The sequence below is a fragment of the Bacillus sp. DX3.1 genome, assembly GCF_030292155.1.
Lineage (GTDB): Bacteria > Bacillota > Bacilli > Bacillales > Bacillaceae_G > Bacillus_A.
Window position 1 is genome coordinate 1,933,390 of record NZ_CP128153.1, and the last position, 19,864, is coordinate 1,953,253.

At 36.6% G+C, this 19,864-nt stretch carries 19 protein-coding genes, 1 pseudogene and 2 other annotated features; of the genes and pseudogenes, 16 read left to right on the top strand and 4 right to left on the bottom strand.

Features of this window, described 5'->3' with window-relative positions; translation table 11 throughout:
• Nucleotides 1–165 precede the first annotated feature (165 nt).
• The 5 genes and pseudogenes from QRE67_RS09320 to QRE67_RS09340 all read left to right on the top strand — a co-directional run.
• Complete coding sequence (locus QRE67_RS09320) at nt 166–405, top strand: hypothetical protein (protein WP_286124595.1); 240 nt, start codon at nt 166–168, stop codon at nt 403–405.
• Nucleotides 406–722: 317 nt separating this feature from the next.
• A complete protein-coding gene (locus tag QRE67_RS09325) occupies nt 723–1,172 on the top strand; it encodes a DUF6376 family protein (protein ID WP_286124596.1) in 450 nt (149 codons plus the stop codon).
• Between the two features lie 231 nt (nt 1,173–1,403).
• Nucleotides 1,404–2,405 carry a D-alanyl-D-alanine carboxypeptidase family protein gene (locus QRE67_RS09330; protein ID WP_286124597.1) on the top strand — a complete coding sequence of 334 codons (1,002 nt, stop codon included), beginning with the start codon at nt 1,404–1,406 and terminating at the stop codon, nt 2,403–2,405.
• A gap of 505 nt (nt 2,406–2,910) precedes the next feature.
• On the top strand, nt 2,911–3,510 hold the full coding sequence (locus QRE67_RS09335; protein ID WP_286124598.1) for a nitroreductase family protein: 600 nt from the start codon (nt 2,911–2,913) through the stop codon (nt 3,508–3,510).
• Between the two features lie 107 nt (nt 3,511–3,617).
• Nucleotides 3,618–3,809 (top strand): annotated as a pseudogene (locus QRE67_RS09340) (carboxylesterase); the annotation flags it as partial.
• Nucleotides 3,810–3,937: 128 nt separating this feature from the next.
• Here the strand turns inward: QRE67_RS09340 and QRE67_RS09345 are convergent.
• Nucleotides 3,938–4,120: a hypothetical protein gene (locus QRE67_RS09345; RefSeq protein ID WP_286124599.1), complete on the bottom strand. Its 183-nt coding sequence runs from the start codon at nt 4,118–4,120 to the stop codon at nt 3,938–3,940.
• Between the two features lie 107 nt (nt 4,121–4,227).
• Nucleotides 4,228–4,998 (bottom strand): TSUP family transporter, encoded by a 771-nt coding sequence (locus QRE67_RS09350; RefSeq protein WP_286124600.1) that lies wholly within the window; start codon nt 4,996–4,998, stop codon nt 4,228–4,230.
• Between the two features lie 189 nt (nt 4,999–5,187).
• On the opposite strand from QRE67_RS09350, the gene QRE67_RS09355 reads away from it, so the two are divergent.
• Both QRE67_RS09355 and entFM read left to right on the top strand, forming a co-directional pair.
• Nucleotides 5,188–5,970, top strand: coding sequence for a TrmB family transcriptional regulator (locus tag QRE67_RS09355; RefSeq protein WP_286124601.1), 783 nt, complete (start codon nt 5,188–5,190; stop codon nt 5,968–5,970).
• Between the two features lie 609 nt (nt 5,971–6,579).
• Nucleotides 6,580–7,878 carry an enterotoxin EntFM gene (gene entFM / locus QRE67_RS09360; protein ID WP_286125233.1) on the top strand — a complete coding sequence of 433 codons (1,299 nt, stop codon included), beginning with the start codon at nt 6,580–6,582 and terminating at the stop codon, nt 7,876–7,878.
• A 70-nt stretch (nt 7,879–7,948) separates the two neighbouring features.
• Here entFM and QRE67_RS09365 read toward each other — a convergent pair whose 3' ends face one another.
• The gene (locus QRE67_RS09365; RefSeq protein WP_286124602.1) at nt 7,949–8,713 is read right to left on the bottom strand and encodes an alpha/beta fold hydrolase; all 765 of its coding nucleotides are present in this window, start codon (nt 8,711–8,713) and stop codon (nt 7,949–7,951) included.
• A gap of 1,081 nt (nt 8,714–9,794) precedes the next feature.
• On the opposite strand from QRE67_RS09365, the gene QRE67_RS09370 reads away from it, so the two are divergent.
• The 8 genes from QRE67_RS09370 (at nt 9,795) to QRE67_RS09405 (ending at nt 17,463) form a co-directional block, all read left to right on the top strand.
• Nucleotides 9,795–10,514, top strand: a complete 720-nt coding sequence (locus QRE67_RS09370) for a 3-ketoacyl-ACP reductase (RefSeq protein WP_286124603.1) — start codon at nt 9,795–9,797, stop codon at nt 10,512–10,514.
• Nucleotides 10,515–11,098: 584 nt separating this feature from the next.
• On the top strand, nt 11,099–12,664 hold the full coding sequence (locus QRE67_RS09375) for a spore germination protein (protein WP_286124604.1): 1,566 nt from the start codon (nt 11,099–11,101) through the stop codon (nt 12,662–12,664).
• A gap of 36 nt (nt 12,665–12,700) precedes the next feature.
• Nucleotides 12,701–13,351, top strand: coding sequence for a Ger(x)C family spore germination protein (locus QRE67_RS09380; RefSeq protein ID WP_286124605.1), 651 nt, complete (start codon nt 12,701–12,703; stop codon nt 13,349–13,351).
• A gap of 17 nt (nt 13,352–13,368) precedes the next feature.
• Nucleotides 13,369–13,899 carry a Ger(x)C family spore germination C-terminal domain-containing protein gene (locus tag QRE67_RS09385; protein WP_286124606.1) on the top strand — a complete coding sequence of 177 codons (531 nt, stop codon included), beginning with the start codon at nt 13,369–13,371 and terminating at the stop codon, nt 13,897–13,899.
• Complete coding sequence (locus QRE67_RS09390) at nt 13,896–14,123, top strand: hypothetical protein (protein WP_286124607.1); 228 nt, start codon at nt 13,896–13,898, stop codon at nt 14,121–14,123. Before QRE67_RS09385 ends, QRE67_RS09390 begins: the two co-directional genes overlap by 4 nt.
• 43 nt (nt 14,124–14,166) lie before the next feature.
• Nucleotides 14,167–15,270 carry a GerAB/ArcD/ProY family transporter gene (locus tag QRE67_RS09395; protein ID WP_286124608.1) on the top strand — a complete coding sequence of 368 codons (1,104 nt, stop codon included), beginning with the start codon at nt 14,167–14,169 and terminating at the stop codon, nt 15,268–15,270.
• A gap of 73 nt (nt 15,271–15,343) precedes the next feature.
• On the top strand, nt 15,344–16,438 hold the full coding sequence (locus QRE67_RS09400; RefSeq protein ID WP_286124609.1) for a GerAB/ArcD/ProY family transporter: 1,095 nt from the start codon (nt 15,344–15,346) through the stop codon (nt 16,436–16,438).
• A gap of 167 nt (nt 16,439–16,605) precedes the next feature.
• On the top strand, nt 16,606–17,463 hold the full coding sequence (locus tag QRE67_RS09405) for a peptidoglycan-N-acetylglucosamine deacetylase (RefSeq protein WP_286125234.1): 858 nt from the start codon (nt 16,606–16,608) through the stop codon (nt 17,461–17,463).
• A 27-nt stretch (nt 17,464–17,490) separates the two neighbouring features.
• Here QRE67_RS09405 and QRE67_RS09410 read toward each other — a convergent pair whose 3' ends face one another.
• Nucleotides 17,491–18,105 carry an NUDIX hydrolase gene (locus QRE67_RS09410; protein ID WP_286124610.1) on the bottom strand — a complete coding sequence of 205 codons (615 nt, stop codon included), beginning with the start codon at nt 18,103–18,105 and terminating at the stop codon, nt 17,491–17,493.
• Between the two features lie 94 nt (nt 18,106–18,199).
• Between QRE67_RS09410 and QRE67_RS09415 the strand changes: the two genes are divergently transcribed.
• Nucleotides 18,200–18,841, top strand: a complete 642-nt coding sequence (locus tag QRE67_RS09415) for a pyridoxamine 5'-phosphate oxidase family protein (protein WP_286124611.1) — start codon at nt 18,200–18,202, stop codon at nt 18,839–18,841.
• A 167-nt stretch (nt 18,842–19,008) separates the two neighbouring features.
• Nucleotides 19,009–19,242 (top strand) — a binding site (T-box leader).
• Between the two features lie 290 nt (nt 19,243–19,532).
• Nucleotides 19,533–19,766, top strand: a binding site (T-box leader).
• The last annotated feature ends 98 nt before the right edge of the window (nt 19,767–19,864 follow it).

Genomic DNA, 19,864 nt, shown 5'->3' on the forward strand with positions numbered 1-19,864 from the left:
GGACATCAAAATAACTCTTTGAAAGATATTTTATAGTGATATTCCTTATTGTGTATCCGTAAAATAAAGATGGATAGCGGGAATTTATGGCGTAGTGTTTAGAACTATTCATATATAGGCAATACTTGAGCCATATGAACTGTTTAAATGAAAGGATGAGACGTGATGTTGGAGGATGGGGATGTATATGAGGAAGATGGAACAGTTTTAATTATGGAACCTTTAGATGAAAGAGGTTTCAGGAAATTTATATTAACGATACCAAAGTCCGTCTATGAAAAAGAAGAAGTTACGTTAGAATATGGAGCTGCCATAGGTGGTGGATATACAAATATCATTGATGAGATTATTGGTGTATACATGAAAGCAGAACAAGTAACGATTGTAGGATATGTAAGAAATTAGTATCCTCTGTGAATGTTTATAGTAACACATGAATAAGTCGTGAGTGAATTAACACCTATTTGGAATCTAAACAAAGGGAAGGTCCTATTTATAAAGGAACTTTCCTTTAACCTATGCAATAAAATCCTTCACGGAGGGGAAGGAATTAAATGTTAGTTTTCCGTTAGAGGAACGGGGAGTATTGTATCTCAGATTCATCCAGCATAGCTTCTTATTATAAAGAGGTGCTTTATCCATCTGGATAGAATAAAAGAAAGAGAATACGCAACAATTTATTTGGTGGGAAGGGAAGTAGTTAATTTAGGAGGGATAAAGGAATGATAATGAATAAAACGGTGTTATTGTTGTTCATGATGGTATTTGGTTTAATGGGTTGCTCAGCTATTGAAGAAGGGAAAAATTCCATCGATTATTTTTCAAAGGCTACAGAGTACATCAATGAAGTAAGTAATTTTGCAAGTGAAGCTCCAGCTTTAGCAGAGAAGGCGATAAATGATGATGCCGCTCGGAAAGAATTAGAGAGCAAATTGCAACAAATTCAAAAGGATATTCCAGCTTTTAATGAATTGACGCCTCCAGACGTAGCAAAAGACATTCACCAACAAATCGTTGATTATAACGAAAAATTAAATACGTTAATTGATACGTCTGTAAAAAACATCGAAGCAGGAAAAATGGATTTAGCTGCATTTGAGAACTCGGAACTGATGAAAAAAGTTCAAGAATTGAAAGATCTTGCAGGGGAAATTCAAAATTTAGGGAAATAATGAGTTAATCAATGGTTCAGAACTTAGTGTGAAAACAGAAAGGAAAAGATTTGCATGTTCAAAATCCCCTTTAGATATTATTTAAAGGGGATTTTGTGTGAAGCAAGAATAGAATGATAGGAAATACATGTAGTGTTTGAGCAATAATCTTCTGTTTCACCTTGACGATTTGAAGGCCTAGTTGTTATGGTTGAATTTGAAATTGTTCTTAGTAGAAAAGGAGTTTTTATCATGAAAAGGTCAAGGTGGGGGCTAGTAGCCATACTATGTGTGATTATCTTTAGTGTATGCTGGTTCTTTTTCCATGAAAGAATACTAGAAAAGAAAGAAGAATCTATTGCTCAAACAGAGAAAAAAATAAAAGCGGTAGAAGAGAAACCGCAGGAAGCAAAGCCTGAAACAAAAGAAGAGAAACAACAGGAAGCACCACTAACAAAAGTTGTTCCGCAAATTCCAGAGCCAATCGTTGAAGCGAAAGCAGCGGTGGTACTAGATGCTGGTGATGGAAAAGTAATCTATAAAAATAATGAAACAGAACCACTTGCTCCAGCAAGTATGTCAAAAATGATGACAGCTTATATCGTGTTAGAAAACATCCATAAAGGCAAAATCCATTGGGAAGATCAAGTGAAAATTAGTGCGAAATCTTCACAAACTGATGGTGCTGGAATCCCAGTGCAAATGGGAGATGTATTAACTGTTAAAGATTTATATCACGCCTTAATGATTCAATCTGCAAATAACTCTGCCGTTGCTTTAGCAGAACATTTAGCGCCGACTGAAAAGGACTTTGTAGAATTGATGAATCAAAAAGCAAAGCAGCTAGAGTTGTCAGATGGTACAATTTTTGCGAATGCCTCAGGCTTACAAGAAGCAGATGGAACAGAAACAAAGATGCCAGCAGCTGATGTAGCACAGTTAGCGTATCACCTCGTAAAAGATTATCCGGAAATATTGCAAGTTTCTCATTTATCACAAAGCCAATTAGCATTTAAAAATACGACTGTTACGAATACAAATAAAATGTTAAATCAGGCTAACCAGGAACTCTATATAGAAGGAATGGATGGCCTAAAAACAGGCTTTACAGATAGTGCAGGCTATTGTTTTACAGGAACTGCAATGCAAGGAGATAGGAGATTAATTACGGTTGTTATGGGAACGGATAGTAAAGAGAAACGTTTTACGGAAACGCATAAGTTATTATCATATGGGTTTCAAATTGTTAAGTAAGTGAAGGGTTTTGGGGTATAATGTAAAGAAATCACCTTGTTTGAATCTCATGTTGAGAGGGAAATAGGGTGATTTTTTATATTATATAAATCGATTTTGATTTTTCGCCATATAGCCGTGGCTATGGATAACAAAAGGTGACCTGCACTGGTTTTCTCTCTTTGTTTTCACTTGGCATGGGGCAGGAAAAGGATCTGACCGCTTCTATGCATGGCTGGATGCTCTCTCCCACCTAAAAAGAAGGGTTTTATGTCGGTTTTTCAATTTGTAGAAGTTAATGAAGTGTATAGTCCTTATTAAGGATGAGAAAAAGAATTGTGAAATTGAATGCATATTAAAAACACTACAAACAAAAAATAGTAGGAGTGCGTGTGTTATTATTTGAATTCTGTTTATTGCGTAGATATAATTAATTTATAAACTTATTATTAATAAGTTGAAGAGGCGAAGATAGAAGGAATACATAAGTCTAATGCCTCATAACAAACAATTGGAGGGAATTAGTATGGCAAAAGATTTTTACACAGCGATTGAAGACAGAAGATCGATTTACGCAATTAGTAAAGAACAAGTGATTTCTGATGAAAAGATTCAAGAAGTGATTAATCATGCCGTAAAATATACGCCTTCATCTTTTAACTCTCAAAGTGCAAGAGTCGTTGTTTTATTAGGCGAACAGCATGATAAATTATGGGATATCACGAAAGAAACGTTACGAAAAGTAGTTCCTGAAAATAATTTTGCACCAACGGAAGAAAAAATGAATGCATTTCGAAGTGGATATGGAACTGTTTTATTTTTTGAAGACAGCAAAGTAGTTGAAACGCTTCAAGAACAATTTGCATTATACAAAGATAATTTTCCAACTTGGTCCGAGCAATCATCAGGAATGCTTCAATTTGCTATTTGGACAGGGTTAGAAATTGAAGGGTTCGGTGCGACACTACAGCACTATAATCCATTAATTGATGATGGAGTGAAAAAAGAGTGGAGTATTCCGGACAATTGGAAATTAATCGCTCAAATGCCTTTCGGTAAACCAGTTGCACCAGCAGGAGAAAAAGAGTTTCAACCGTTAGAAAGTCGTGTGAAATTTTTTAAATAATGTGATGGAAAAGGATTACCGATATCGGTAATCCTTTTTATAAATTGTTAGGGAATAATATGATTGTATGTTTATAAAAAAGGAAAAACGCAGCAGATTCAACGCTACTGCTCCTTCACGGGATAGATGGAACAGAACACGATTTATTGAATATTGGTAGCATGATTTCTGATGAAGTATCTTTGCTTAGTGTGAGAGGAAACGTATTAGATCATGAAATGCCTCGTTTCTTCCAGCGTTTAACTGAAGGTGTTTTTGATGAAGAAGATCTTGTGTTTCGTACAAAGGAATTAAATGAAATTCATCATGCCGCGCAGTGGTTTGAAACGAAATATCCAATAAACGATTAATCATAAAAAAACAGGGAATACAGTCATTTGCATGTCCCTGTTTTTTATGTGTGTATCAAGACTGTGTGTGAATACTTTTACAGTTTATAAGGATTTTCTTTCTTAAAGCCATCTCGTTGTGTTTTTAGCGCTATTTTTAATTCAGCCTTTTTTGTTTCAATAGCTGAAATCTTTTTGAAGGTAAATAAAGATAGTCCACATACTAACGCATAGTATACCTCTATATGGCGATTCTCATTATTTTCGATAATTTGTTCCATAGGGAATAATTAGCCTCCTGTTATCCAGATGTTTATCGTATAGATTAGTTATGTAATAGCTATTTTATCAAGTTAATCCTAAAAATTCCATATTGTTTTGTCAGAGTCTAAAAGATACGTAAGTAATCAATGATATTTTTCCCAATCAGGAAGAGCGTTACGATAATGAATAAAATCCGTACATAGGATACGCCCTTTTTAATCGCAAAGTTTGATCCCACAAAAGCGCCAAGAATCATTGCCAGCCCCATTGGAATCCCATATGCAAAGTTTACGACATCTAAATATAGAAAAATAATGAGTGCGGCAATATTACTGCCAAAATTTAATACCTTTGCATTTCCGGCAGATTGAAGAAAATCAAATCCAACCATTAAGAAAGCAAATAATAGAAATGAGCCGGTTCCGGCACCAAAAAATCCATCATAAAATCCAATAATGAAAATGACGCAAGAGAAGACAATCGCCTTCTTATAGTTCATGCCTTTATAACTCGCATCTTTTCCCCAATCTTTTTTCATAATCGTATAAATGGCAACGCCAATTAATAATACAAGTACTAACGGTTTTAATACTTCAGAAGAAATATGTTTCACGACAAAGGCACCAAGAACAGAACCTATAAATGTTAACGGAAATAACTTGGAGACTAATTTGAAATTAACGTTACCAGATCGAATAAATGAAACGGTACTCATAAGTGCTCCCATTGAACTTGCCAGTTTATTTGTGGCAATGGCTGTTGTTGGTGGAAGTCCAGTAAATAATAGTGCCGGTATAGAAATTAAACCGCCGCCCCCTACGACAGAGTCGATAAATGCAGCTAAAAATCCAGCAAGAATTAAGAAAAGCAGTGTATAAAGATTAATGTCCTCCATATGTATACCCCCTATGTAAAAATAAAAGATAATAGTCACTACTTAAATAGTATCTATTATAAAGGGATATGTAAATGAAAACTTCAACAACTCTATTCATCCATTTACTAATTTTGTTTTTATAGTTACTATGATAGTAATGACTATCGTAAATGTTTTAGCAAATATAACTCTTATAGGAGGGTTACAATGGACGATTTACTACAAAAAATTCAAATGCTCGGTCTCAATCAATATGAAACGAAAGCCTATGTAACGTTAGTTCGCCAAGGGGCTTCAAGTGCCTATCAAGTTAGTAAAAATTCAGGTGTACCTCGTGCTCGCATATATGAAATACTGAATGATCTTGAACAAAAAGGCGTAGTGATGAAAGAGGAAATAAATGAAGCTGTGCAATATTCTCCGTTGCCAGTAGATGTTTTTTTAGAAGCAGTAAAGGAAAAATGGGAAGAAACATATGCGTATGTTGAAAAAAATTTAAAAGGGTTTGAGAGAGAAGAGCCAGAAGTTGATCCACGTGTGACCACTCTAAAAGGAGAAGAAAATATACTTGCTTTTTGCCGAATATTAATTCGCAGAGCACAAAAAAAAGTGATTCTATCTATGTGGAATCCAATGTATGAAAAACTCTTGAATGATTTACAAGCAAAACAGGAGGAATGTAGTTTAAAAGGAATCGTGTTTCAAGTAGAAGAGCCTTTACCTGGATTAGAAGTTCATCGCAAGACAAGCTATGTCGATAATATCGGAAATCATAAATGGTTCATCTTGTCTATTGATGGAAAAGAGATGGTATATGGACATTCTATAGAGCAAAAAGGTAATGCATTTTACACAGATGATCCTGTGCATGTGTACTTACTAGAGAATTATATATGGCATGATATATTAGTGAATCGTTTAGTGAAAGATAATGAACAAAACATAGATTCTTGGATTGCGCCAGAAAGAGATAAGTTCTTTAAAATATAATCCTAATTTTTTAGAAAAGTGCAGAATTGTTATATAAATACAAATTAAAAAACCGACATAAAACCCTTCTTTTTAGGTGGGAGAGAGTATCCGGCCATGCATAGAAGCGGTCAGATCCTTTTCCTGCCCAGACATAGTGAAAACAAAGAGAGAAAACGAGTGCAGGTCACCTTTTGTTATCCATAGCCGCGGCTTATATGTCGAAAAATCAAAATGGATTTATATAGTTTGGTGAATTTTGTAATGATAAGAGAGCTGCTCATGTAGGCAACCCTTTTTAAATGAAGAAAATAGGTATTAAAATCTTTTTATCTCGCATTAACGGACAGTAAGCTTTCATTAATGGAAGTTTCACTTTATCTCACAATAATGGGTGTGAACTCTCCATTATGAAAAAATTGTTGTATTTAAAGCTATTGATTATTTTTTTACTCAAATTTCACGCTATGTTCACACCAAGTTCACTTTAGTAATCTATAATATTGGGGTATAAATATAAAACACTTGTTAAAAAATGGAATTACATATATATTCAATACGTTTCGTTTTGTATATAATGAGTTCGTTTATTTTTAATGAGGAACAGTGGGGAAGGAAGTAAAACAACTTATGAAAAAAGTACTAGCAGGTTTAGCAGCAGTCTCTGTAGCTAGTGTGGTAGTTCCTGGAATGGATACTGCTTATGCACAAGTTCCAACAGATGCACTAAAAGAAATCGATGCACAAACGCAAGCACAAAAACAAACAATTGAACCAACAGTAACTGAAACAAAAGCAGTGGAAACGAATTCTGAAATTAAATACACAGTAACGGCTGATGTATTGAATGTACGTACGGGTCCTAGTACGGGAAATGATATTATTTCTAAGGTACAAGAAGGACAAGTTCTACAAGTAATTGGTGAAGAAAATGGCTGGTTTAAAGTAAATGTAAATGGTAAAACAGGCTATGTAAGCGGTGATTTTGTAACAACTGGTGAGAATAAAGGAACTGCTGTTCAACAAGGAACAGGTAATTATACAGTAAATGTTTCTTCACTTAACGTACGTACAGGCCCTAGCGCTTCTCATACAGTTGTAGGAACTGTAAGCAAAGGACAAACTGTACAAGTTGTTGGTGAAGTGCAAGATTGGTTTAAAATCAATCATAATGGCGGAACTGGATACATCAGTAAGGACTTTGTAACAAAAGGCGGTACAAATACAAATGTCAGTACGGAAACAGAGAAACCAAGTAACAATGATATGACGATTCGAAAAGACGGATCATATGTTGTCGATACAGCTGCTTTACGTGTACGTACAGGCCCAGCTACATATAACGCTGTAATTGGTGGCGTATTGAAAGGTCAAACATTACAAGTTATTGGTGGAGAAAACGGCTGGTATAAAATTAACCACCAAGGAAGAACAGGCTATGTAAGTGCAGACCTTGTTAAGTTTGTAAAAGGTGGTACAGAGAATGTAACTACGCCTTCTCGTCCATCTACTGGTAGTGAGCAAGGAAATACACAAACAGAAAAACCAACAGCACCATCTGGTAATTCATCATCAATCGTGTCTGTTGCACAGTCGTTAAATGGTTCACCATATAGATATGCTGGGACGACACCTGCTGGTTTTGACTGCAGTGGCTTTATCTACTATGTATTAAATAAAGCAGGTCATTCTGGAAGCCGTCAAACAGTTGCTGGTTACTGGGGTAGCTTGACAAAAACAAGTAATCCACAACCAGGAGATTTAGTATACTTTGCAAATACATATAAACCAGGTCCTTCTCATCTTGGGATTTATTTAGGAAATGGTCAGTTTATTAGTGCGGAAAATGAAGATACAGGTGTAAGAATTAGCTCAATCAATAATTCTTACTGGAAGAGCCATCTATTAGGTTATTCAAAAGCATACTAAGAGAATTATATTCTTAAATAGTATAAGGAAAAGCTTTCTAGGAAACTAGAAAGCTTTTTCATACTTCATTTTACTGTAATGCACCACGGAGAAATCTAGAGTACAAATCGTAAAAATAATTTGGGCGGAATATATTTGCCGCATGACCAGCTAACGGAATCTCTTTGTATAGAACGTTAGGAAGAACGGATTTCAAATCAAATAAACATGATTTATAAAGATGGTCGTACTCTCCCATTACCCAAAGAATCGGTTGCTTTAATTCCTGTAAACGAGACTTTAGATCGAATTCAAGACGATGTCGCAGTGATTCTACAATAATGGATGAGTGTAACTCTAATCCAAACCGATAATAAATTTTTTTGGAAAGGAGAGCGAATGGATTTGCTTTGAGTATACCACTTGGGAAAATTGTATTTGAATATTGATCCAACCAAGCTGAGTACTCATTCTCTCTTTTCTCCCAAAATTTTTGAAATACGTTATACAAAACAGAAGGGTTATTATAATGACCTCCAATATGACAAAGGCTCAAAACTTTCTCTGGATAAGTGTGAGCAAATATAGTACCGATATAACAGCCGTAGCTGAGGGCACAAATATGAGCTTGTTCGATTCCTTCTCTATCATAAAGATCCGACAATTGTTGTACTAATCGTTCTAAAGAAAAGTCAATTGCTTGTCCTTTGTCTTCGCCATGACCGAGTAAATCATACGTTATGATGTTGTAAGAAGGGGAAAATAATTTATACTCTTTTTTAAATGCACGACGATTACCAACTAATCCATGAATGAATATAATTGTTTTCTTACTAGAATCCTTTTTTGTTTGCAAAAGTATGCCCCTCTCAGTTTATGAAAATCAGTTTTTTTGGATACCATTTTTTCGCCATTTATATAAATACAAATTAAAAAACCGACATAAAATCCCTCTTTTTAGGTGGAAGAGAGCATCCGACCATGCATAGAAGCGGTCAGATCCTTTTCCTGCCCAGACATAGTGAAAACAAAGAGAGAAAACGAGTACAGGTCACCTTTTGTTATCCATAGCCGTGGCTTATATGTCGAAAAATCAAAATGGATTTATATAGTTATAGGAAATTAATGATTTTTAAACAGTTGGAATAACTTTTTTTATATGAATATATAATTGTTTTTTGTTGGAATATTAAAAGTTTAGAGAGAAAGAACTATTATCTTATTTTTAATAAGTACCAGGTAATAATATCAGATGATTATATTGTTTGTAAAGATAAGTTTATATAAGATTTTATGTATTTTTTGATGGGAATAAAAAAGTGGAAAATGTTGTTACATAAAGGTGGGGAAAAGATACATAGAATAATAGAAAGAGAAAAAGTGTGGGGGAAGATTGTTAGTTGCTATATAAATACAAAATAAAAAACCGACATAAAACCCTTCTTTTTAGGTGGGAGAGAGCATCCGGCCATGCATAGAAGCGGTCAGTTCCTTTTCCTGCCCAGACATAGTGAAAACAAAGAGAGAAAACGAGTGCAGGTCACCTTTTGTTATCCATAGCCGCAGCTTATATGTCGAAAAATCAAAATGGATTTATATAGTAATCATGATTGGGCATGTATATAAGCATGCATTTGTCTTTCTTATTTAATATTTATCCCGTTATTCGCGGGTAGTAAGACCCCCACCTTAAAATTCAGCAAAAAGCAAAGAAGTTAGATGAGGGCTAATGATTTTTAAATTGGCCTTATAATTTTTTGCAACGAGTATATAAGTATATATCACTTAGAGTTTAAACTGAAACATTGAAAATGATGTCCGTGGTTACCTGTAAGTAACCTACGCACATAAAAGTGCATGATTGCATTTCGGTCCATATCTCGATAAAATTCATGTTATAAAAATTAGTAACTGAGAATGATTAAGGAGTGTTATATTTGGCAGAATTATTACAAGGGAAAAATGCATTAATTACAGGAGCAGGAAGAGGTATTGGCCGTGCTGTAGCTGTTGCTTTAGCTAAAGAAGGCGTGAACGTAGGCCTTTTAGCACGTTCGGAAGAAAACTTAAAGGTAGTTGCAAAAGAAGTAGAAGCTGAAGGTGTGAAAGCTGCCATTGCTACTGCTGATGTTTCTTCATATGAAGAAGTAACTGAAGCAATTAATTCATTAAAAAATAGTTTAGGTTCTATTGATATTTTAATTAATAACGCAGGAATCTCTAAATTTGGTAAGTTTTTAGAGTTAGATGTTGCTGAATGGGAAAAAATTATTCAAGTGAATTTAATGGGCGTATACTATGTGACTCGTGCAGCGTTACCAAGCATGATTGAACAACAGTCTGGTGATATTATTAATATTTCATCAACAGCTGGACAAAAGGGAGCACCAGTAACAAGTGCATACAGTGCTTCTAAATTTGGCGTTCTTGGTTTAACAGAATCTTTAGCGATGGAAGTGCGCAAACATAACATTCGTGTTACTGGGCTAACACCAAGTACAGTTGCAACAGATATGGCAGTAGACTTAGGTTTAACAGATGGTAATCCGGATAAAGTTATGCAAGCTGAAGATATTGCAGAGTTTATCGTGGCACAGCTGAAATTAAATAAACGTACATTTATTAAATCTGCTGGCTTATGGTCTACAAATCCATAAAAGAACCAATCATCGAAGCTTGATTTGAAAGAGTCTAATCAAAAAATGGATGATCCAAATACTTTGTTGATTTACGTAAGACTGTGATATGAAGCATAAGTTTGCCGGAACGGCAGGCTTATGCTTCTTTTGTTTGTGGCAAACTTATCTTTATATCAAGAAGCCCTTCAGCGATTGTCTCGCAAGCATTTTACCATCTATCGAATGACAGGGTTATATCAGATGACGTTTGATCAACGATTAAGATGAAACAATGGATAGAAAAACAGATATATAAATACAAATTAAAAACCGACATAAAACCCTTCTTTTTAGGTGGGAGAGAGCATCCGGCCATGCATAGAAGCGGTCAGAGCCTTTTCCTGCCCAGACATAGTGAAAACAAAGAGAGAAAACGAGTGCAGTCACCTTTTGTTATCCATAGCCGCGGCTATATGTCGAAAAACTAAAATGGATATATATAGAAACAAAATTATGTTTAAACAAGTAAAGAAATTTACAACTAGATAGAATAGTTTTCATAGGTACATCACAAGATAAAGATAATTTTCCATACAACCTTGAATAAAAGGAAGGAGCTATCCATGTTGTTTCGAAGCGAGCGAAAACGATTACAAAGGGGAAAACAACTCCACACACAACAATCGCAAGTTGCCAGGCAACAAGTTCCGCTTTCTTCCGACTTGGATGAAAACCTACGGGTCCTTCGTTCCATGTATCAGGATTGCTTTGATGTGGTCTTTCGGACGTTTTTCATTAGTGGACAAACCAAAGCTGTTCTTGTTTATGTAGAGGGTTTATCTAGTGTGGAGGAGATTGAGGGTTATGTGCTTACTCCACTTATGTCAGAAACAGAAACAGGGGTTCATAGTCCGCGTGAACTATTAGAGAAAAAAATACATATTTCAAAGATGAAAGAAGTCAAGACATTTACAGATTGTATAGAGAACATCTCCATCGGGAATCCTGTGGTTTTCATAGACCAAGAAATGTTCGGGCTCGCCTTGGGATTGGCTAAATGGGAAAAGCGATCGATTGAAGAACCGCAGGCAGAGGGTGTTGTGCGGGGACCACGGGAAGGTTTTGTGGAAACACTGGGAGTCAACACTTCCCTACTCCGACGAAAAATCAAAAGTCCTGATTTCAAAATGAAATCGATGAAAATTGGGCGCTTTACTGAGACTAATGTTGTAATTGCCTACATAGAAGGACTTTCGGATCCAACACTCATTGAAGAAGTTGAAAATCGCTTGCTACGTATTGACATAGACAGTGTATTGGAAAGCGGGTATATCGAAGAACTAATTGAAGACAATCCCTATTCACCTTTTCCGCAACTTGTCAATACGGAACGACCGGATGTAGCCGCTGCAAATCTTCTGGAGGGACGTGTGGTGATTCTAGTGGATGGTACACCTTCTGTCTTAATTGCCCCTATAAGCTTTTTTACCTTACTTCAGTCACCAGAAGATTATTACCAACGTTTTTTGATTGGTTCAATCATTCGCTTGTTACGCTTTGTGTTTATGGTGCTTTCTCTCCTTTTGCCTTCGCTCTATGTAGCGGTCCTTACGTATCACCAAGAGATGGTACCGACATCTTTGCTGATTAGCGTGGCAGGTTCAAGGGAAAGTGTTCCCTTTCCGGCGTTGGTAGAAGCATTAATGATGGAGATCACATTTGAAGCGCTACGTGAAGCAGGGGTACGGCTTCCGAAACAGGTCGGGGCTGCTGTTAGTATTGTCGGTGCTTTAGTCATCGGTCAAGCTGCCGTTCAAGCTGGTCTGGTTTCCGCTCCGATGGTCATTGTTGTTGCGATTACAGGCGTTTCCTCTTTTATGGTGCCGCACTATACACAAGGAATCGCGTTACGAATGCTACGCTTTCCTATTATTTTTTTAGCTGGCTCCCTTGGTTTGCTTGGAATTATGCTTGGGGGGATTGCAATCGTCATCCACTTATGTGCATTGCGTTCGTTTGGGGTTCCCTTCCTTACACCCATCGCTCCAATGAAGGGGAGTGAGTTGAAAGATACCTTAATCCGGGCTCCATGGTGGAAAATGAATACACGCCCTCATTTAACTGGCGAATTCAACAAATATCGACAGTCACCTGGGCAAAAACCAAATCCGAGTAAAGGGGATGAATAATAGAGCAAAGATATGGTGAGAAGGATGTGAACAAGAATGAATCTTTTTCTAGCTCGAAACATCATAAAAATGTTTACTATTCTTTTCTTTTTTTCAACTAGCTTTCTGCTTACTGGTTGCTGGGACAGAAGAGAAATAAATGATACGGCGATAGTATTAGGGGCTACCATTGACAAAGCCAATGGGAAAAACATCAAGCTTGCCGTTCAATTTTTGGCTCCTCAGGCTATTGGTGGGCAGCAAGGTGGGGGCGGCGGAGGAGGTCCTAAGGTTTTGATGAGATCGGCGATTGGAGAGAATATGGTAGATGCTGCGTCAAAGCTCCAGGTACAACTTCCGCGTAAACTCTTCTGGGGGCACTGCAAAATATACATTATTGGTGAGAAGCTCGCTAAAGGAGGAGCGCTTAATGAGCAAATTGACTTTTTAATTCGCCATCCGGAACCTCGGGACAATGCTTATTTGTTTGTTAGTTCTGGGAAAGCATCCAAAGTTTTGGAATTCCAGCCACTTTCAGAGCTACATGTTGCAGAAGGACTTCGAAAGATTTCTGAGATGCATATAGGTAAAACTACTACAGTTAAGGATTTTGAACAGATGGTAACAGGTGATGCAAGGGTGGTAACCACCCCTTTAATCAAGATGGTACCGGCCAAAAAGGGGGAGAAAGGAAAATTTTTCCTTTAATGGCAGGAACTGCTGTTTTGAAGAAAGATAAAATGGTTGGTCAAATTGATACGAAAGTCACTAGAGGACTGTTGTGGTTACGAAATGAAATCGAAGTGACTGCGATTACAATAAACCCCAAAAAGGGGGAAACGATTTCGTTAGATCCCACTCGACAAACGATGAAGCTTTTCCCTATCATCGAGAATGGAAAGTGGAAGATCGTAGCGAAGGGCGAATTAGAAGGCACGATTATGCAAAATGGAAGTCATCTTACTGTTATGAATCCAAGCACTGTGAAGAAGGTAGAAAAAGATTTCGAAAAAATCGTCAAACAACGTATAAACCTGTCTCTAAAGCAAGTGAAGGTGGAGATGAATGCGGATGCATTCGGTTTCGCAGATGCGTTTCATCGTAAATATCCAAAAGAATGGGAAAAAGTCAAAGATCATTGGGATAAGGTTCTGCCACAGGTGGATGTGAAAATAGATATTAAAGCGCATGTACGCCGACCTGGCTTATCTTCCACGCCAGCGGGTTTGAAAGAAAAAGAGGTAATAAAGAAATGAAATGGATAACGATAGCAGGAATAACAGCATGCGTGGTACTTATTACTTTGTACGAATGGCCCAAAATGGATCGGAATCAAAAAAGAGAGAAAGCAGTCTTTGTGATTTTAACAGCAATGGGATGGTTGCTCGCCATCCTTCTTCTTTTTTTTCCAGATATGCCGGGTCCTACGCAAATGATTTCTAATATTTTCAAACCACTTAGCAAGATGCTTGAAAAATAGTAGAACTATGGGATGTTAATCAAACGAAGGAGACAAGAAAAGGATGGAAAAAGGGAAAATTTCTTCATTTCAAATGGCACTTATGATAGTACCGACGATCATCGCCACTGCTATTCTCATCGTTCCAAGTATTACAGGCAAGTTTGCGGGGCGTGATATGTGGATTTCTCCCATTTTGGCGTCTCTCAATGGATTTTTTACAGCGTTTCTTATGTATCGATTACATAAGATCTATCCGAACAAGACGTTCATTCAATACAGTGAACATATTATTGGCCGGATTCCAGGAAAAGTCCTTGGGTTTGTCTACTTGTTCTTTTTTTTGCATACGTGTGGCTCAATATGTAGAGAGTACGCAGATTTCGTTATTGGTTCTTTCCTCCCTAAAACTCCGATGATTGTAGTTTTGGGAAGCATAATTTTTGTTTGTGCCTTCGCTGTACGTGGTGGCGTGGAAGTAATCGGAAGAGTGGCCCAACTGTTGATTCCGCTATTCATACTCCCATTGTTTTTGCTCATTTTACTCCTATCTGACTTAAAACCAGTAAATATGCTTCCGATTATGGAACATGGGATCATGCCTTCTGTTATGGGGGCGGCTGTACCACAGGGATGGTTCGCTGAAATTTTTATGATCTCAATGCTGCTACCTTTTTTGACCGATCGTGAAAAAGGGATGAAATGGAGTGTATTTTCGGTGATTGTCGCTATGTTAACTCTCACTTATACCAACATAATGGGCATTCTTCATTTTGGAAATTCAGTAATTAGTTATGCCTATCCATTGTTTTCGGCTTTCCGATACATTAGTATTGCTGGATTTTTTGAACATCTTGAGTCAGTTGTAATAACTTTTTGGATATTAGGAGTATTCGTCAAAATTTCAGTATTCTATTATGCACTTGTTTTAGGGACTGCCCAATGGTTACAGTGCTCTAACTACCGGCCTATCGTATTTCCACTTGGTTTCCTGTTAATGTTGTTCGGTATATGGGTAGCTTCCGCTGAGCAGGAAATGACACGATTTTTAGGGGAAGTCTTCCCTTTTTATGGGGCATTGATGTTTACGCTCATTCCACTATTGCTACTGCTCATCGCCATCATACATAAGAAGTGGAAAGATAAATCATACACCATAAAAGAATAAAATTGTCTGTTTTTATCCTCTATATTTCCTATATGTAGTAGCTGTTTAGTTGTCGATCAAAGGAGAAAGATGCATGATGCAGGAAAAAATAGGATTTATTCAACTTTTTTATATAATGATGGCCTTTGAAGTAGGAAGTACCGTGATTTTCGGATTAGGAGCAGAGGCAAAACAAGATGCTTGGTTAGCGATTCTAGTCGGGATGTTCTGTGGGTTAGTGTTAATGTGGGTGTATACCAAATTATTTGAATACTACCCAGGGGATACACTTACACAAATGATTCCAAAGATTGTGGGCAGATTTATCGGTTACCCGTTGATTGTAAGCTATATTCTTTATTTTGTTTATTTAGCCTCGCGAGTGGCGAGAGATTTTGGTGAACTTATAGCTGGAACCATCTTGCCTAAAACTCCAATGATTATTGTTATCGGTAGTTTTATGGTTGTGATCGTGTATTGTTTACGTGGTGGGATCGAAGTATTCGGCCGTACGGGGGAGATATTCTTTCCTGTTCTGCTTCTCGTTGCGATTATAACATGGATTATCGTATATAGCTCCCAACTTGGTAATATAGAACGACTCGCACCTGTATTGGAAAAAGGAATTGGAATAGTATGGAAGGTGGCATTTCCCCTTACCATCACGTTTCCGTTCGGGGAAATGGTGCTATTCATGATGTTTTGGCCAGCGCTACAAGATCCGGGGAAAGTGAAGAAATTAGGAATGATGGTGGTTTTTGCGGCTGGAATTTTATTGACTGTAAATATGATCAGTATTATTTCCGTTATAGGACCTAATTGGATTCGTACGCAAACATATCCATTGTTTACGGTGGTGAGAATGGCATCTATTGGAAATTTTATCGAAAGAATTGATGCTGGTGTAATTATAACGATGATAGTAGGTGGATTTTTTAAAGTGGGTTCGCTTCTATATGGTGCCGCGATGGGAGCTGCTCAGCTGTTTAAACTGAAAAGCTATCGCGCTATGGTTGTTCCGTTTGGCGTAATTGTAGTTCCATTATCACTTATGATCGCCACTAGCTATATGGAACATGTAGAAATTGGACTGAAGAAGGTCCCGCTATTTTTACATATCCCACTCCAGATTGTAATACCGGTTATTTTATTAGCTATAGCTACAATTCGTAAGAGGATACAGTCATAATTTCTTTTAATACAACAACTTTATGTTTACATAATACCTCGATAGTATGTTTTCATATCTTTCTAACAACCCGTTAGTCAATTGCATATAAAAGTGTTAGATAGTGTTTTTCCATACTACTGGACAGTATGACCAGATCATAAGATTCAAAGGAGGTATTTATAGTGTTGTATTATTTTTATCCGCCAGAAATATGGACTCCTTTTCAAAGTTTTTTTTATCGTAACATTCCACAGTGTAATGACTATTTTTTTCTGTCAAATTCATCTGTCCAACACACACTTTATACTCAAAATTATACAAATACATTTCCGTTTTCCTCAAATAACTATACCCAAGTTTCGATTCAAGAGAGTGAAGAAGCCGTTAGAGGCTCATGGACTCCTTTTTCATGGGTCGAAAAATATGCGTATGCTTTTTCGGGACCTTACAACAAAGCAGAAGTCGCTCTCACATTTGATGACGGACCAGATCTTGTGTATACCCCTCAAATATTAGATAAATTGAGCAAACATGGTGTGAAAGGTACATTTTTTCTGCTAGGTGAAAATGCGGAGAAATATCCTGAGGTTGTAAAACGGATTGTAAAGGAAGGGCATATTGTCGGAAATCATACGTATAGTCATCCGAATTTAGCAAAAGTGAGTGATGAGGAATATCGTGACCAGATTTTAAAAACAGAAGAAATATTACGAAGGTTAACGGGGTATGATGCGAAGTTTATACGGCCACCTTATGGATCGATTAATGAGAATCAGCTGAAATGGGCGACTGAGCAAAACTTTATGATGATTCAATGGAGTGTAGATACGGTAGATTGGAAAGGTTTAAGCGCTGAGAAGATTACGAACACCGTACTCGGAAATACATTCCCAGGCAGCATATTGTTACAACATTCTGCGCCAGGAGGGAAATTACAAGGTTCTGTAGACGCTTTAGATCGAATTATTCCTGAACTTACATCTAAAGGAGCGCGATTTGTGACGCTTCCCAAAATGTTTGATACTTCGAAACAGAGACGATAAAATAAACATGTTAAAAGCCAACATGTATTACAAACTGTTGACTTTTAACATATTTCGACTTTGTTCTACAACAAAGTCATAGTATTCAATTTCATGAGGATAAATATCTTCGAATGTTACAGAAATTGGTTTTTCTTTATCATTTATGAGTGTAGTCCCAGTAACAGATGATTGTTCTCCTTTTAAAAGTTGCAAAAAGGAAGTTGCACTGAGTTTCATCACATCATCGACTTCATCACCAGGAGCAAAAGCTAGTGGGGATGTGACAATATGAAAATACATATGACACATTTCATGGTCAATGAGAGGGGGATGCTCGTTATTTAGTTTATAGACCCCTTTGTATACGAGGTCATTCGCATGGAAAGAAAGTCCTAATTCTTCTTCTGCTTCTCGAAGACCACCTGTTAGCAAATCTTCGTCATGCATAATATGTCCAGCAGATGTGATGTCCCATTTTCCTGGGAAATCTTTTTTGTCACGCGCACGTAATTGAAAATATAAAGAGAGATCTTCATTATCTCGTTCTATTAACCAGCAATGGAAAGTTTCATGCCAATCACCTTCACGATGTACATCATCACGTAATTTTTTTCCTAGTATGTTTCCTTTTTCGTCGAATATGGTTAACCATTCTTTCATATATATTCCTCTTTTGGTATATTTTATTATACAATAAGTTGTGTATAATTTTTAGAAAAATAAAATTTATTCATTGAATGAGGAGGAAAATATAGTGGAAAAAGAGAATCAAAATCAGAATTCATTCATTTCAACAGAAGAAGAATTACGGCTTATTTTAGGATATCCAAGCGAGCGAGCGGTGAAGAAAGTGATTGAATCGCTTGATCACCATTGTCGTGCGTTTATTTCTAAATCTCCCTTTCTAGTATTATCTACGTCGGATAAATCTGGCCATTGTGATGCTTCACCAAGAGGAGATTCTCCGGGATTTGTATACGTTTTAAGTGAAAAGCAACTCGTTATTCCAGAAAGACCAGGTAATCGCCGAATTGATTCGATTCTTAATATTTTATCTAATCCGCAAGTAGGGATTATTTTTTTCATTCCGGGACTCGGGGAAACATTACGAATAAATGGCCGTGCAGCTATCACAAAAGATCAAGAAATTTTAGAGAAAATGCAAGTGAATGGTTGTAGTCCTCTTGTAGGAATTGTTGTGGAAGTAGAAGAATGTTTTGTACATTGTGCAAAAGCATTCATACGTTCTAAACTGTGGAATCCAGACTCTTGGGTAGAAAAAGAACAATTACCTTCTGCAGCAAAAATGTTGGCTGAGCATGCGAAAAGTCTCAATAATGATGAGAAAGAAGTTGCTATTTCTCTCTATGAAAGTTATACGAAAAGGCTTTATTAAAACTTTTGTATTTTTACTACAAATGAGGGGTGAATTGAATAGTAAGAGAGCGAAATAGTTCAAAACGAGAATATATTTTTTAAAATGACACAATTGGGCTTTTTTAGAAAAATAGTCTTGCTTTTTTAAATTATCACAATTATAATAATTAAATAAATATAACTGAACGAAAAGTAATGATAAGGACATGAGATTATTTTTACGGTTTACAGAGAGGGAAGCCATAGGCTGTGAGCTTCCTAACACGAAAAATAACCTTACCACCTTTGAACTTCAATAGTGAACGAGTAATCTAGTAATTATTGACGGACTCAACCGTTATCTGATCTTGAGCAATCTATCCTGTATATACTGGTGGGTTGAAACAAGGGTGGAACCACGAAAACACATTCGTCCCTTTACTAGGGATGAGTGTGTTTTTTTTATATAAATCCATTTTGATTTTTCGACATATAGCCGCGGCTATGGATAACAAAAGGTGACCTGCACTCGTTTTTTCTCTTTGTTTTCACTTGGCATGGGGCAGTTCTATGCATGGCCGGATGCTCTCTCCCATCTAAAAAGAAGGGTTTTATGTCGGTTTTTTAATTGGTATTTATATAGGTAAATAAATTAAATATTTAAAATATAAAAAAATAATTATTTATTTTATGTAATATGTATGTATAATGAATTAATAAATATAACTGAACGAAAAGTAATGATAAGGACATGAGATTATTTTTACGGTTTACAGAGAGGGAAGCCATAGGCTGTGAGCTTCCTAACACGGAAAATAACCTTACCACCTTTGAACTTCAATAGTGAACGAGTAATCTAGTAATTATTGACGGACTCAACCGTTATCTGATCTTGAGCAATCTATCCTGTATGTACTGGTGGATTGAAACAAGGGTGGAACCACGAAAACACATTCGTCCCTTTACTAGGGATGAGTGTGTTTTTTTTGTATATAGAATCTTAAAAGGCACAATTGAATTGAAAGGAGGTGTCGTGGAATGAAACGATTGATACGAACGAAAA

What these genes read in the sequence shown, in the direction of transcription:
- QRE67_RS09320 (WP_286124595.1), top strand. Translation starts at nt 166, where the DNA reads ATGTTGGAGGATGGGGATGTATATGAGGAAGATGGAACAGTTTTAATT.
- QRE67_RS09325 (WP_286124596.1), top strand. Translation starts at nt 723, where the DNA reads ATGATAATGAATAAAACGGTGTTATTGTTGTTCATGATGGTATTTGGT.
- QRE67_RS09330 (WP_286124597.1), top strand. Translation starts at nt 1,404, where the DNA reads ATGAAAAGGTCAAGGTGGGGGCTAGTAGCCATACTATGTGTGATTATC.
- QRE67_RS09335 (WP_286124598.1), top strand. Translation starts at nt 2,911, where the DNA reads ATGGCAAAAGATTTTTACACAGCGATTGAAGACAGAAGATCGATTTAC.
- QRE67_RS09345 (WP_286124599.1), bottom strand. Translation starts at nt 4,120, where the DNA reads ATGGAACAAATTATCGAAAATAATGAGAATCGCCATATAGAGGTATAC.
- QRE67_RS09350 (WP_286124600.1), bottom strand. Translation starts at nt 4,998, where the DNA reads ATGGAGGACATTAATCTTTATACACTGCTTTTCTTAATTCTTGCTGGA.
- QRE67_RS09355 (WP_286124601.1), top strand. Translation starts at nt 5,188, where the DNA reads ATGGACGATTTACTACAAAAAATTCAAATGCTCGGTCTCAATCAATAT.
- entFM (WP_286125233.1), top strand. Translation starts at nt 6,580, where the DNA reads ATGAAAAAAGTACTAGCAGGTTTAGCAGCAGTCTCTGTAGCTAGTGTG.
- QRE67_RS09375 (WP_286124604.1), top strand. Translation starts at nt 11,099, where the DNA reads ATGTTGTTTCGAAGCGAGCGAAAACGATTACAAAGGGGAAAACAACTC.
- QRE67_RS09380 (WP_286124605.1), top strand. Translation starts at nt 12,701, where the DNA reads ATGAATCTTTTTCTAGCTCGAAACATCATAAAAATGTTTACTATTCTT.
- QRE67_RS09390 (WP_286124607.1), top strand. Translation starts at nt 13,896, where the DNA reads ATGAAATGGATAACGATAGCAGGAATAACAGCATGCGTGGTACTTATT.
- QRE67_RS09395 (WP_286124608.1), top strand. Translation starts at nt 14,167, where the DNA reads ATGGAAAAAGGGAAAATTTCTTCATTTCAAATGGCACTTATGATAGTA.
- QRE67_RS09400 (WP_286124609.1), top strand. Translation starts at nt 15,344, where the DNA reads ATGATGCAGGAAAAAATAGGATTTATTCAACTTTTTTATATAATGATG.
- QRE67_RS09410 (WP_286124610.1), bottom strand. Translation starts at nt 18,105, where the DNA reads ATGAAAGAATGGTTAACCATATTCGACGAAAAAGGAAACATACTAGGA.